Origin of the sequence: Mesorhizobium qingshengii (genome assembly GCF_900103325.1) — a bacterium.
In the GTDB taxonomy this organism is placed as follows: Bacteria; Pseudomonadota; Alphaproteobacteria; order Rhizobiales; family Rhizobiaceae; genus Mesorhizobium; species Mesorhizobium qingshengii.
On record NZ_FMXM01000022.1, the window covers coordinates 110451 to 123796 of the forward strand.

14 protein-coding genes are annotated in these 13346 nt (G+C 63.8%); 10 read left to right on the top strand and 4 right to left on the bottom strand.

Annotation, left to right across the window (positions count from 1 at the left end):
- Positions 1-141 precede the first annotated feature (141 nt).
- The 3 genes from BLS48_RS27695 to BLS48_RS27705 form a co-directional block, all read right to left on the bottom strand.
- Positions 142-1092, bottom strand: a complete 951-nt coding sequence (locus BLS48_RS27695) for an acetyl-CoA carboxylase carboxyltransferase subunit alpha (protein WP_091584785.1) — start codon at positions 1090-1092, stop codon at positions 142-144.
- Between the two features lie 99 nt (positions 1093-1191).
- On the bottom strand, positions 1192-2109 hold the full coding sequence (locus BLS48_RS27700) for a site-specific tyrosine recombinase XerD (protein WP_091584787.1): 918 nt from the start codon (positions 2107-2109) through the stop codon (positions 1192-1194).
- A gap of 17 nt (positions 2110-2126) precedes the next feature.
- Complete coding sequence (locus BLS48_RS27705; RefSeq protein ID WP_091584789.1) at positions 2127-2279, bottom strand: histidine kinase; 153 nt, start codon at positions 2277-2279, stop codon at positions 2127-2129.
- Positions 2280-2487: 208 nt separating this feature from the next.
- Between BLS48_RS27705 and BLS48_RS27710 the strand changes: the two genes are divergently transcribed.
- From BLS48_RS27710 to BLS48_RS27730, 5 genes are all read left to right on the top strand, one after another.
- Positions 2488-3099, top strand: a complete 612-nt coding sequence (locus tag BLS48_RS27710) for a shikimate kinase (protein WP_091584791.1) — start codon at positions 2488-2490, stop codon at positions 3097-3099.
- A complete protein-coding gene (aroB, locus tag BLS48_RS27715; protein WP_091584793.1) occupies positions 3096-4232 on the top strand; it encodes a 3-dehydroquinate synthase in 1137 nt (378 codons plus the stop codon). Before BLS48_RS27710 ends, aroB begins: the two co-directional genes overlap by 4 nt.
- A 1-nt stretch (position 4233) precedes the next feature.
- Positions 4234-5130: an HlyC/CorC family transporter gene (locus tag BLS48_RS27720; RefSeq protein WP_091584795.1), complete on the top strand. Its 897-nt coding sequence runs from the start codon at positions 4234-4236 to the stop codon at positions 5128-5130.
- Position 5131: 1 nt separating this feature from the next.
- Positions 5132-5938: an alpha/beta hydrolase gene (locus tag BLS48_RS27725; protein ID WP_091584797.1), complete on the top strand. Its 807-nt coding sequence runs from the start codon at positions 5132-5134 to the stop codon at positions 5936-5938.
- Positions 5939-6102: 164 nt separating this feature from the next.
- Positions 6103-7656, top strand: a complete 1554-nt coding sequence (locus tag BLS48_RS27730) for an acetolactate synthase large subunit (protein WP_091584823.1) — start codon at positions 6103-6105, stop codon at positions 7654-7656.
- Between the two features lie 28 nt (positions 7657-7684).
- Here BLS48_RS27730 and BLS48_RS27735 read toward each other — a convergent pair whose 3' ends face one another.
- Positions 7685-7987 (bottom strand): BolA family protein, encoded by a 303-nt coding sequence (locus tag BLS48_RS27735; protein ID WP_091584799.1) that lies wholly within the window; start codon positions 7985-7987, stop codon positions 7685-7687.
- A 180-nt stretch (positions 7988-8167) separates the two neighbouring features.
- Here BLS48_RS27735 and BLS48_RS27740 point away from each other — a divergent pair, with 180 nt between their 5' ends.
- The 5 genes from BLS48_RS27740 to BLS48_RS36365 all read left to right on the top strand — a co-directional run.
- Complete coding sequence (locus tag BLS48_RS27740) at positions 8168-8797, top strand: J domain-containing protein (protein WP_091584801.1); 630 nt, start codon at positions 8168-8170, stop codon at positions 8795-8797.
- Between the two features lie 123 nt (positions 8798-8920).
- Positions 8921-9907, top strand: a complete 987-nt coding sequence (gene cobS, locus BLS48_RS27745; protein ID WP_091584803.1) for a cobaltochelatase subunit CobS — start codon at positions 8921-8923, stop codon at positions 9905-9907.
- A 61-nt stretch (positions 9908-9968) separates the two neighbouring features.
- Positions 9969-11867, top strand: a complete 1899-nt coding sequence (gene cobT / locus BLS48_RS27750) for a cobaltochelatase subunit CobT (RefSeq protein WP_091584805.1) — start codon at positions 9969-9971, stop codon at positions 11865-11867.
- A complete protein-coding gene (locus BLS48_RS27755) occupies positions 11864-12892 on the top strand; it encodes an esterase-like activity of phytase family protein (RefSeq protein WP_091584807.1) in 1029 nt (342 codons plus the stop codon). The genes cobT and BLS48_RS27755 overlap by 4 nt, the downstream gene beginning before the upstream one ends.
- The coding region (locus BLS48_RS36365) for a transposase family protein (RefSeq protein ID WP_244529925.1) at positions 12893-13346 on the top strand (454 nt) is incomplete at its 3' end.

A 13346-nucleotide genomic window follows, 5' to 3' on the forward strand; every position in this document is an offset into this window, starting at 1 on the left:
AGCCCGTTAACCTTGAAAATTCCTTACCACAAGTGTCGACGCGTCCCCATGCGGCAGTCTCATTGAGCCGAATGCAGCGGCATTTTTGTGGCAAAAATGCTCCGCTCCGCCACATTGCGGCGGGGCAAGGGGTGCTTGTGGTCAGAGACTGCGGCCCATTGCCAGGTATTTCTCGCGGCGCTGCTCGCGGAAATCCGTGTTGGCGCCGGAAAATTCCTTCATCGTCTTGGCGATGAGATCGCCGGTCGCGGCGATCACGGTTTCGGCGCCACGATGCGCGCCGCCGAGCGGCTCGGGGATGATGGCATCGATGATCTTCAGCTCCAGAAGATCCTGCGCGGTGATCTTCATGTTGGTCGCCGCGTCCTTCGATCGCGTCGTGTCGCGCCACAGGATCGAGGCCGCGCCCTCCGGCGAAATCACCGAATAGATGGCGTGTTCGAGCATATAGACGCGGTTGGCGGTGGCGATCGCGATGGCGCCACCCGAGCCGCCTTCGCCGATGACCACCGAGATCGACGGCACCTTGAGGCCGAGGCAAGCCGAGGTCGAACGGGCAATGGCTTCCGCCTGGCCGCGCTCCTCGGCGCCGACACCGGGATAGGCGCCGGCGGTGTCGACCAGCGTCAGCAACGGAATCTTGAACCGGTCGGCAAGCTCCATGAGCCGGACCGCCTTGCGGTAGCCTTCCGGTCGCACCGAGCCGAAATTGTGTTTCAGCCGGCTGGTCGTGTCGGAGCCCTTTTCCTGGCCGATGATCGCCACCGGCTCGCCGCGAAAGCGGGCGAAACCGCCGACGATCGCCTGGTCCTCGCCAAAATTGCGGTCACCGGCGAGCGGCGTGAAATCGTTGAAAAGGCCCTTGATGTAGTCGACGCAATGCGGCCGGTCGGGATGGCGCGCCACCTGCACCTTCTGCCACGGCGTCAGCGCCTTGTAGGCATCGCGCAGCGCATCCCGGGAGCGCTTTTCGAGACGGCTGATCTCGTCGCCGACATCGACCGCCTCGCCGTTCTCGGCAAGCTTCTTCAGCTCGAGGATCTTGCCCTCGAGGTCCTGCACCGGCTTTTCGAAATCGAGGTAGTTGTACATGCTTGAGCGGACCGATACGTCGGAAGGCAATGGCTGACGGAACCGTGAAATGCGAGGCTCCGGGCGGTGAAACGTCGTCCTCACATAGCGATATGAGGCCTAGTCGGCAAGCGGATGATGATCGTTGACAAGCCGCACCAGCCGCTCCTCCAGCACATGGGTATAAATCTGTGTCGTCGATATGTCGGCATGGCCGAGCAGTTGCTGCACGGCCCTGAGATCGGCGCCGTTCTGCAACAGGTGGCTGGCAAAAGCATGGCGCAGCACGTGTGGCGATATCTTGGCCGAGGCGATGCCGGCCCTGGCGGCCAGTCCTTTCAGGTCACGGGCAAAGACCTGGCGCGAGAGATAGCCGCTGTCGGAGGCGGCCGGAAACAGAAACGGACTGTCGGCGAAGGCCGGCACCTTGGAGCGGGCGGCAAGCCAGGTCTTCATCGCCGTGCGCGCCTTGGCCGACAGCGGCACCATTCGCTCCTTGTCGCCCTTGCCGCGCACCATGAAGAAACGGTCGTCGCGCTGCGCCACCGTCACCGGCAGGCCAACCAGTTCGGAAACGCGAAGGCCGGTGGCGTAGAGCACCTCGACCAGCGCATGCAGGCGCAGTGCCGCCAGACTGTCGCTATCGTCGAGCCCGGCATCGCCGGCTTCGGTCGCGGCGCGGTCGATCAGCCGGCCGGTGTCGGCCTCGCTCATCGTCTTCGGCAGCGGCCGGCCCTTTTTCGGACTGTCCAGCGTGCCGGTCGGATCATCGCCGCGCAGGCCCTCGGCATAGAGGAATTTGAAGAACTGACGGATCGCCGACAGCTTGCGCGCCTGCGAGGTTGGCGCAAAGCCGCGTGCGGCGATATCGTCGAGATAGGCGCGGATATCGGCGACAGCGGCACCGGCGAGCCCGCCCGCGATCTCGTTCGAAGCGTCTTCGAGGTCGCGGCGATAGGAGGAAAGCGTGTTCTCGGCAGCGCCCCGCTCGGCGCTCATCATTTCCAGGAAGGCTTCGATGCGGGCAGCGCTGTTCATTCAGCTTTTCTTGTCATTCAGCTTTTCTTGGGATTGAGCCTTTCCGGCGGGATGCGCACGCTCATTTCCGCCTTCTTGGGCTCGACGAACATCACCAGCGCGAACATCGTACCATAGGCAATGCCAGCCAGAATCGCGAGTGTCACGACAAAGCGAAACAGTGTCGGCATCAATTTTCGCCCGTCTACTTGTTCTGCGTTTCCAAACCCTGTCCCCTTATGGGACGCCAATCCGGCCAATTCAAGGAAGAAGCTGAGGCCTGTCAGCAACTTCTGATGCGGAGCTTGCCGGCCCATATCAGGCTCAGTGCTTGCCAAGCTTGACGCAAACGGGCTTTTCATGTCGATACGCCGGCAAAGAGGGCCCTGGAAACATCCGATGAACGCGCTACCGGCAAATCCTCCAGGCGAGAACCACGCCGCGCTGCTTGGCCGGCTGGGCAGCCGCTCCATCGTCTTTGTCGGGCTGATGGGCGCCGGCAAGACGGCGATCGGCCGCAAGGTGGCGACGATGCTGGCGCTGCCGTTCATCGACAGCGACCAGGAGATCGAAAGTGTCTCGCGCATGACCGTTCCGGAGCTCTTCGAGCGCTATGGCGAGACCGAGTTCAGGGCCCTGGAGCAGCGCGTCATCCTGCGCGTGCTGGAAAACGGCCCGCAGGTGCTGTCGACGGGCGGCGGCGCGTTCATGAACGAGCAGACGCGCGAGGCCATCGCGGCCCACGGCGTGTCGGTATGGCTGAAGGCCGAGCTCGACCTTTTGATGGACCGCGTCTCCAAGAAGCAGAACCGGCCGCTGTTGAAAAGCGCCGATCCCCGCGCCGTGCTGGAACGGCTGATGGGCGAGCGCTATCCGGTCTACGCGACATCGGATGTCACCGTGCCGACCCGCGACGACCGCAAGGAGGTTATCGCCGCCGAGGTGATCGAGGCGCTGTGCCGGCATTTCGGCATTGATGAAATTGCCGCGACAGGCGAGGTACGATCGTGAGCGCCGATGCACCCGTTGTCGTCGAGGTCGGGCTTGGCGACCGGACCTACGACATCCTGATCGGCTCGGGGCTGCTGTCGCGCGCCGGTGACGAGATTTCGCGCCGCCTGCCAGGCACGCGCGCCGCCGTCATCACCGACGCCAATGTCGCGGCGGCGCATCTCGATGCGCTGAAGGCCGGTCTCGAAACGAGCGGCATCCAGCCAGCCGTCATCACGCTGCCGGCCGGTGAGAAGACCAAGAGCTTTGTCTATCTCGAAGAGGTGGTGGACGGCGTGCTGGCCGCCAGGCTGGAGCGCGGCGACATCGTCATCGCCTTGGGCGGCGGCGTCATCGGCGACCTTGCCGGCTTTGCCGCCGGCATCGTGCGGCGCGGCATGAATTTCGTGCAGATCCCGACCTCGCTGCTGGCGCAGGTCGATTCCTCGGTCGGTGGCAAGACCGGCATCAACAGTCCGCGCGGCAAGAACCTGGTCGGGGTCTTCCATCAGCCGAAGCTGGTGCTGGCCGATACCGAAGTGCTCGACACGCTGCCGATCCGCGAATTCCGCGCCGGCTATGCCGAGCTTGCCAAATACGGGCTGATCGATCGGCCAGAGTTCTTCGGCTGGCTGGAACAGAACTGGGGCAAGGTGTTCGCCGGCGGGCCGGAGAGGGCGCAGGCGATTGCCGAAGCCTGCCGCGCCAAGGCCGACGTGGTCGCCCGCGACGAGTTCGAGACCGGCGACCGCGCGCTGCTCAATCTCGGCCACACGTTCGGCCACGCGCTGGAAGCCGCCACGCACTATGACGGCGCCCGCCTCGTCCACGGCGAAGGGGTCGCCATCGGCATGGCGCTGGCGCATCGGTTCTCGTCGCGGCTCAATCTGGCCAGCCCCGACGACGCGGCGCGCGTCGAGGCGCATCTGCGCGCCGTCGGCCTGCCATGGCGGATGGCCGATATTCCGGGCGACCTGCCGGATGCCGAGGCGCTGCTGGCCTTCATCACCCAGGACAAGAAAGTGTCACGCGGCGCGCTGACCTTCATCCTGACGCGCGGCATCGGCCAGGCCTTCATTGCCAAGGACGTGCCGGCTTCGGAGGTGCTGTCGTTCCTGAAAGAGAACCATCCGGGCAACAGGAAAGCCCGCTGAGATGAACAACGAGACCGGCTGGATCGTCGTTGCTGTCCTTGCCGTCCTCATCCTGCTGGCCGTTGCCTTGCGCACGCGCCTGCTCGCCATGTTCGGCTATGAGCTGCTGCGCATCGAGCCGCAGCGGTCGAGCCAGGACGAATTGCGCGGCGCGGTCGATGATTTCCGCCGCGACGGCCAGGTGGTGCGCGAGGATCGCGACCGTGTCGGCGGCCTGTTCGACCTCGAAGAGCTCGAAGTCTCCGACATCATGGTGCACCGCACCAATATGCGTTCGGTCAATGCCGACAATCCGCCGGAAGCGGTGGTGCGCGAGATCCTGCAGAGCCCGCACACCCGCATGCCGCTGTGGAAGGGCTCGCTCGACAACATCGTCGGCGTGCTGCACGCCAAGGATCTGCTGCGCGCGCTCAATGAAGTCGGCAACGATTTTTCCAAGATCGACGTGATGAAGATCGCCTCGAAACCCTGGTTCGTGCCCGACACCACGACCTTGCAGGAACAGCTCAACGCCTTCCTGCGCCGCAAGGCGCATTTTGCCGTCGTTGTCGACGAGTATGGCGAGGTCGAAGGGCTGGTGACGCTGGAAGACATCATCGAGGAGATCGTCGGCGAGATCGCCGACGAGCACGATGTCGATATCCAGGGCGTCAAGCAGGAGGCCGACGGCTCCGTCGTCGTCGACGGCAATGTGCCGATCCGCGACCTGAACCGGGCGCTCGACTGGAACCTGCCGGACGAGGAAGCGACCACCATTGCCGGCCTCGTCATCCACGAGACGCAGTCGATCCCCGAGGAGAAGCAGGCTTTTACGTTCCACGGCAAGCGCTTCGTCGTGATGAAGAGAGACAAGAACCGGATTGCCAGGCTGAGGATAAGGCCAGCCGGCGATGCCTAGGATGATCGATCGGCGAACCCTGCTTTTGGCTTCGATGGCGGCTTTTCTGCCAGCCACGGCTTTCGCGGCTGGGCGACTATCTGCACCATCTCCCAAAACCTTCGACTATGGCCCTGCCAAGCTCGACATCTATGCGCCTGATGGCGCAGATGGCCTGCCCGTGGTCTTCTTCGTCCATGGCGGCGCCTGGCGGTTCGGCAAACGCAGCCAAGTGAACGCCAAGCCGGCTTTCCTGCTCGCCAACGGTTTCTGCTTCGTCTCTATCGACTATCGCATGCTGCCCGAGGTAGATGTCGCCACCCAGGCCAGCGATGTCGAAAAGGCCTATGCCTATGTGCGCGCCAACATCGCCCAGCATGGCGGCGACCCCAACCGCATTGTCGGCATGGGCCATTCGGCCGGCTGCCATCTGATTGCATTGACCGGCATGCGCGGCGGGCTGCCTGGCGTCGCGGCACTCATTCTCGACGACACCAGGGCCTATGATCTTGCGGCACTCTCCAGGAATGGCGGCATGGTCCGGGCCTATGCGCGGGTCTTTTCCGATCCCGCGCAATGGGCTGCCCTGTCTCCGGCCAGCTATGTCGACGGCCGCCAGCATCCGCCAACCTTCATCGCCTATTCGCGGGCGCCTGGCCGTGGCGAGGACTCGAAGGCCTTTGCCCAGCGCCTGCGCGCCATCGGCACAAAGGTCACGCTGTTCGACGGCAGCGCCTATACGCATATGTCGATCGACCGTGATTTCGGGGAGGACGGCGACGCGCTGACCAGTGCTGTGCTGGCGTTCCTGAAATCGACGGTCGGCTGAGCGGGTACAAGAACTGGCTCAGATCAAAGTTGGCGGCGGGATATTGCCGCGTGGGCGTCCGCGGGTGCAATTGCTGCATCTGTTTGTTTCATCGCAATTCCGACGGAAGACCGCTCCACACTTTTCCTGGAATTGCTCCTAATCGTCAGATGGGAGAGAATTTCATGAATGGCGCCGATGTCCTGTGCGACGTGCTGCTGGCCAATGACGTGACGGTCTGCTTCGCCAATCCCGGCACATCCGAAATGCATTTCGTTGCGGCGCTTGACCGCAAACCCAAGATGCGTTGCGTGCTCGGCCTGTTCGAAGGCGTGGTGACCGGTGCCGCCGACGGCTATGCGCGCATGACCGACCGCCCTGCAGCGACGCTGCTGCATACGGGGCCGGGCTTGGCCAATGGCCTCGCCAACATGCACAATGCCCGGCGCGCCTTGAGCCCGATGATCAACATTGTCGGCGACCACGCTTCCTACCATCTGGCGCTCGACGCTCCGCTGACCAGCGACATCGAGAGCCTGGCGGCGCCGATGTCGAACTGGGTCGGCCGCGTCGACGGTCCGACTGGTGTCGCGCCGGCTGCCGAGGCTGCCTTCCGTGCTGCGCTGACACCTCCGGGCGTCGCGACGCTGATCCTGCCGGCGGATGCGGCCTGGGGCGAGGTCGGCGCGGTCTCAATCGGCAAGGTCAAGCTTGCGCCGCCGCCCGCCGTCGACATGGATGCCGTGCGAAAGGTGGCCGCGGCGATCCGTGCCGCTCCGGGCCGTGCCGGCATGATCGTCCGCGGCCGAGCGGCGCGGGCTGATGCGCTTGCCATCGCCGGCCAGATCTCGACAGCCGGCGATGTCCGCCTGCTCAGCGAGGTCCTGATCGCCCGGATGCAACGCGGGCGCGGGCGTATCGCGCCGACCCGCATCCCTTATCCGGTCGATGCGGCAACGGCGCTGCTCAGGGATATCGACGTCCTGATCCTGGTCGGCGCGAAGGAGCCGGTTGCCTTCTTCGCCTATCCGGGGAAACCGGGGCGGCTGGTTCGCGACGGCTGCCAGGTGCTGACGCTTGCCGGCCATGGCGACGATCTGCAGGCGGCGCTGGAAGCGCTCCGCGACGAGCTCGGCATAAAGCCGTCGCAACAAACGGTGTTTGCCACCGCGTTCCCCGACGAGACAACGCCGAGTGGCAAGCTGACGGAAGATGCCATCGCACTGTCGGTGGCGCGAAAGCTTCCCGTGGATGCGATCATCTGTGATGAGGCGATCACCTCGGCGCGGCGTTTCTTCGCGCTATCGGCCTTTGCCGCGCCGCACGACTACATGATGGGCACAGGCGGATCGATCGGCGGAGGCATTCCGATGGCAACCGGGGCGGCGATCGCCTGTCCCGGTCGCAAGGTGATCAACCTGGAGGCCGATGGCAGCGGCATGTACACGGTGCAGGGACTGTGGACGCAGGCGAGGGAAAACCTCGACGTGGTGACGATCGTCTTTTCCAACAGGACCTATGCGATCCTGCATGGCGAAATGCGCAATGTCGGTGTCGGCGCGATCGGCGAGAATGCCAGACGAATGCTCGACCTCGACCATCCGTCGCTGGACTGGGTTTCGCTGGCGAAAGGCATGGGCGTGGAGGCGGGCCGCGCCGACACGTGCGAACGGTTCGACGCGCTTCTGGACAGTGCTTTGTCCCGGCGCGGGCCGTTTCTCATCGAAGCGGTGCTCTGAGCGCAGTGAAAGGCGAAGGCGGCCTGGCCTACCAGCGGGTCTTTTCGCCGGGAGCCGCCGGTTCGATCGCCAGCGCATGCACGCCGGCCTTCAGTTCGTCGGCTAGCAACTCGTTGACGGCGCGGTGACGGTCGATGCGGCTCATGCCGGCAAAGGCTGAAGCGACGACGCGGACGCGAAAATGTGTCTCGCCGGTGCCATCATAGGTGCCGTGATGGTCGGAGCCAGAATGATGATGGCCGGCATGGAGATGGCTTTCGTTGATGATGACCAACCGGTCCGGCGAGAATGCCTTGTTGAGCTTGTCTTCCATGGTCGTCTGTATGGACATTGCCGTCTCCCTTCACCACATATGGCTGGCGCGGCAGCCCGTAAAACCGGAATCGGTTTGGAAAAAGGGGCTACCGCGCAACAAAATCCGCCATTCGCCCGCTTTATGCCGCGATTCAGCGGTTAGGGCGATCATCGCGAAAATGTCAATTCTTGTTTCGCATCTGCGAACGCCCCATAAATGGGTGAGATGAAGCCGTACCCCAAATATTTCGAGAAGATTCGCATCCGCCCGGAGAAGGATGCGGAGCTGAAGTCGCATTCGCCGATCTGCCAGTGGGATGGCTGCAAGGAGGCCGGCACCCATCGCGCGCCGGTCGGGCGCATGAAGGAGGGCGAGTATTTCCGCTTCTGCTTCGACCATGTGCGCGAGTACAACAAGGGCTTCAACTATTTCTCCGGCGTCCCGGACACCGAGGTCGCGCGCTTCCAGAAGGAAGCGATGACCGGCCACCGGCCGACCTGGAAAATGGGCGTCAACGGCGCCTCGACGCGTTCGTCGCCCGATATGGCGCAGATGCGCTCCGGCCGCGCCGGTTACTACAATCGCATGCGCGACCCGTTCGACCTGTTCAAGGGGCCGAAGGATCCGCGCGAGGCGCGCGAGCGCAAGGCCAAGCCGCTTGAGGCCAAGGCGCTGGAAACGCTTGGCCTTGATACAAAGGCGACTGGCAAGGAGATCAAGGCGCGCTATAAGGAACTGGTGAAGCGTCACCATCCGGATGCGAATGGCGGCGACAGAGGTTCGGAAGACCGGTTCCGCGATGTGCTGCAGGCCTATCGCGTGCTCAAACAGGCGGGCCTGTGCTGAGCGACCTTTCGGTCGGGGCATTTTTCCAACTTTCATAAGATTGGAAAAGGCTCTAAGACCGCCCCCGAACAAAATCGATTGCCGGCGAAATCAGGCGTTTCGCCCGTGGAGACGTTGAGAGATATGAACAAGGTCGATCGCGACATCGCCAACCTGCCCGACACGACGGTGTCGGTGAAGGAAAAATTCGGTTTCGAGTCCAAGATGGTGGTGCCGGCCTATTCGGCGACCAGCGAACATGTGCCCGACATCGATCCGGACTATCTGTTCGACAAGAACACGACCATGGCGATCCTGGCGGGCTTTGCCTACAACCGCCGCGTCATGGTGTCGGGCTATCACGGCACCGGCAAGTCGACCCATATCGAACAGGTCGCCGCCCGTCTCAACTGGCCTTGCGTGCGCGTCAACCTCGACAGCCATGTCAGCCGTATCGATCTCGTCGGCAAGGACGCGATCGTCGTCAAGGACGGCTTGCAGATCACCGAATTCCGCGACGGCATCCTGCCCTGGGCCTATCAGCATAATGTCGCGCTGTGCTTCGACGAGTATGACGCCGGTCGCCCTGACGTGATGTTCGTCATCCAGCGCGTGCTGGAATCGTCGGGCCGGCTGACGCTGCTCGACCAGAGCCGCGTTATCCGCCCGCATCCGGCGTTCCGGCTGTTCTCGACCGCCAACACGGTCGGGCTGGGCGACACCACCGGCCTCTACCACGGCACCCAGCAGATCAACCAGGCGCAGATGGACCGCTGGTCGATCGTCACCACGCTGAACTACCTGCCGCACGACAATGAAGTCGCCATCGTGCTGGCCAAGGCCAAGCACTATCGCGACGGCAAGGGCAAGGACATCGTCAACAAGATGGTGCGCGTCGCCGACATGACGCGCTCGGCCTTCATCAATGGCGATCTGTCGACGGTGATGAGCCCGCGTACGGTCATCACCTGGGCCGAGAATGCCGAGATCTTCGGCAATATCGGCATGGCGTTCCGGCTGACCTTCCTCAACAAGTGCGACGAACTCGAGCGCTCGGTGGTGGCCGAGTTCTACCAGCGCGCCTTCGGCGAGGATCTGCCGGAGAGTGCCGCCAACGTCGTGCTGGGCTAAGAGCGCGACGCCGGAAGGTCATATGACTTGTCCGGCAACATCGTGCTCCAGGGAATAATCGATGGCGGGTCCGGGCGACAACACGCGCAACAAGTCGAAGACGGGTTCTGAAGCCGACAGCTTCAAGCGCGCCGTCACCGTCTGCATGCGCGCCATCGCTGGCGACAAGGACATGGAAGTCGCTTTCGCCAAGGATAGGCCGGCACTCGCCGGCAGCCGCGCTCGCTTGCCCGAACTGCCAAAGAAGGCGTCGAAGACCGACATCGCCATCACCCGCGGCCTCGGCGACTCCATGGCGCTGAAACGCGCCTGCCATGACGTACGCATCCACACCAAGCTCGCGCCGGAAGGCAAGCAGGCCCGCGCCATCTATGACGCGGTCGAGCAGGCTCGCGTCGAGGCGATCGGCAGCCGCGCCATGCAGGGTGTGGCCGACAATATCGGCTCGATGCTGGAGGACAAATACGCCAAGGCCAACCTCGTCGACGTCAAGGACAAGGCCGACGCGCCGATCGAGGAAGCACTGGCGCTGATGGTGCGCGAGAAGCTGACCGGCCGCCCGATCCCGAAGAGTGGCGAGAGGCTGGTCGAGCTCTGGAGACCCTGGGTCGAGGAAAAGGCCAAGGCCGACCTCGACGGACTTTCAGCCAAGCTCGACGACCAGCAGGCCTTCGCCCGCGTCGTGCGCGAGATGCTCGCTTCCATGGAAATGGCCGAGGAACTCGGCGACGACCAGGAGACGGAAGACTCCGAGGACAATGACGACAACCAGCCGCAAGGCGAGGAGCAAAGCGAGGAAGGTGGCGAAGAGGATTCCGGCTCCGAACAGTCGCAGTCCGAGGATGCCGAGGCTTCGGCCGATGAAGAGCAGTCGGCCGAGACGGAGGCATCCGACGCCACCGCCGACGATCTGTCCGACGATGACGACGCGGATGCCGAGACGCCCGGCGAGGCGCGCCGCAACGACAATCCGTTCGCCAATCTGCCGAAGGAAATCGACTACAAGGTCTTCACCACCGCCTTCGACGAGACGGTCGGCGCCGAGGAGCTGTGCGAAGAAGAAGAGCTCGACCGGCTGCGCGCCTTCCTCGACAAGCAGCTTGCCAATCTGTCCGGTGTCGTCGGGCGGCTGGCCAACCGGCTGCAGCGCCGCCTGATGGCGCAGCAGAACCGGTCCTGGGACTTCGACCTGGAAGAAGGCTATCTCGACCCGGCACGGCTGGTGCGCGTCGTCATCGACCCGATGCAGCCGCTGTCCTTCAAGCAGGAGCGCGACACCAAATTCCGCGACACGGTGGTGACGCTGGTGCTCGACAATTCCGGCTCGATGCGCGGCCGGCCGATCACGGTCGCCGCCACCTGCGCCGACATCCTGGCGCGCACGCTGGAGCGCTGCGGCGTCGCGGTCGAGATCCTCGGCTTCACCACCCGGGCCTGGAAGGGCGGGCAGGCGCGCGAGAAATGGCTGAAGGACGGCAAGCCGCCGAACCCGGGCCGGCTCAACGACCTGCGCCACATCATCTACAAATCGGCCGACCATCCGTGGCGGCGGGCACGGCGCAATCTCGGCCTGATGATGCGCGAGGGCCTGCTCAAGGAAAACATCGACGGCGAGGCGCTGCTGTGGGCGCACAATCGTCTGATCGCCCGGCCAGAACAGCGCAAGATCCTGATGATGATTTCGGACGGCGCGCCGGTCGACGATTCGACGCTGTCGGTCAATCCGGGCAATTATCTCGAACGCCATCTGCGCGCCGTCATCGAGTTGATCGAGACGCGCTCGCCGGTCGAACTGCTGGCCATCGGCATCGGCCATGATGTCACCCGCTATTACAGACGCGCTGTCACCATCGTCGATGCAGAGGAACTGGCCGGCGCCATGACCGAGCAACTGGCTTCGCTGTTCGCCGAGGAAAGCGCGCGCGACACGCGGCGCGGCGGCATGCGGCGCGCCGGATGATCTTTTCGCGGGGCGGCTTTCGGCAAACGCTTTTCGCCGCCATCGCCCTGCTTGCTAGCGTGGCTTCGGCGCCAGCCGGTTCGGCCGGCCCGGCCTCGGTCGAACCGATCGAAATCTCGGCTCGCCCGATCACCGAATTCCAGATTGGCCGTGCCGACAAGCAGTTCGGACCGCTCGAATTCGTCGGCGGGCTGGAGATGACCTCGCCGTCGCGCGACTTCGGTGCGCTGTCGGCCTTCCGCTTTCGGAAAGCCGGCGGCGATTTCGTCGGGGTGGCCGACACCGGCTTCTGGTTTTTCGGCACGGTGGTCCGCGACGCCGACAGGCGGCCATCCGGCGTCCGGAATTTTCATATGCAGCAGATGGTCGACGGATCAGGCCAGGCGATCGAAAAGAAGTGGGAAGTCGACGCCGAAGGCCTCGCCGTCAAGGACGGCATCGCCACGGTCGGCTTCGAGCGCAACCACCGCGTCGCCCAGTTCAAGATCGACCCCAACGACATGAAAGCGCCGCTCAAGCAGCTGGATTTCCTGGTTCCGGCGCGGGAACTACGCCAGAATCGCGGCTTCGAAACCGTCACCCATGCCAATGCCAACGGCCAGCACGAGGGCGGGCTGGTGGTGGTGTCGGAAAAGAGCCTCGACAAGGCCGGCAACATCTATGCCGCCATCATCGAAGGCCCGCACAAGGGCGTCTTCACCGTCAAACGCAATGGCGATTTCGACATCACCGACGGTGCCTTCCTGCCGGACGGTGACCTTTTGCTGCTGGAGCGCAGTTTTTCGATGGCCAGCGGCGTCAAGATGCGGCTGCGGCGCATCCATGGCGAGAGCGTCGAGAAGGGCGCGGTCGCTGATGGGCCAGTGCTGCTGGAAGCCGACATGGGCTACCAGATCGACAATATGGAGGGGCTCGACGTTTGGACCCGCGACGACGGCGCGCTGATGGTGTCGCTGATCTCCGACGACAACCACTCGATCCTGCAGCGCAACCTCTATCTGGAATTCATCCTCCACAAGGATTGAGTGGCGCTTCACCGCGAACCTGAAGTTGAGGGCTTTCAACTGCGGCTCGACTTGATCGGACGCATTCCCCCACTCCGTCGCTGCTTCGCATCGCCACCTCTCCCCCTCCGGAGCAGGGGAATCGCATATGGGAATTTTGGGCTTGAACTTGGTTTGAGAAGGGATTCTTTGGGAAGGCAGTCCAACGAAGGAGCGACTGCCATTTCCACCCTTGAGAGCTATTTCGGCGCGGTCCCTGACCCGCGCGCGGCCAACGCCACGCACCGGCTTGGCGATCTGATCGTGATGATGATCGCAGCGAGCCTGTGTGGTGCGACCAACGCGACGGAGTTTTCGTTGTTCGCGCAAGAGCGCAAGCAGGCGCTGTCGCGCTTGATCGATTATGAGGAGGCGCCCAGTCACGACACCTTCTCGCGGCTGTTGCGCCTGCTCGATCCAGAGGCCTTCGGACGTG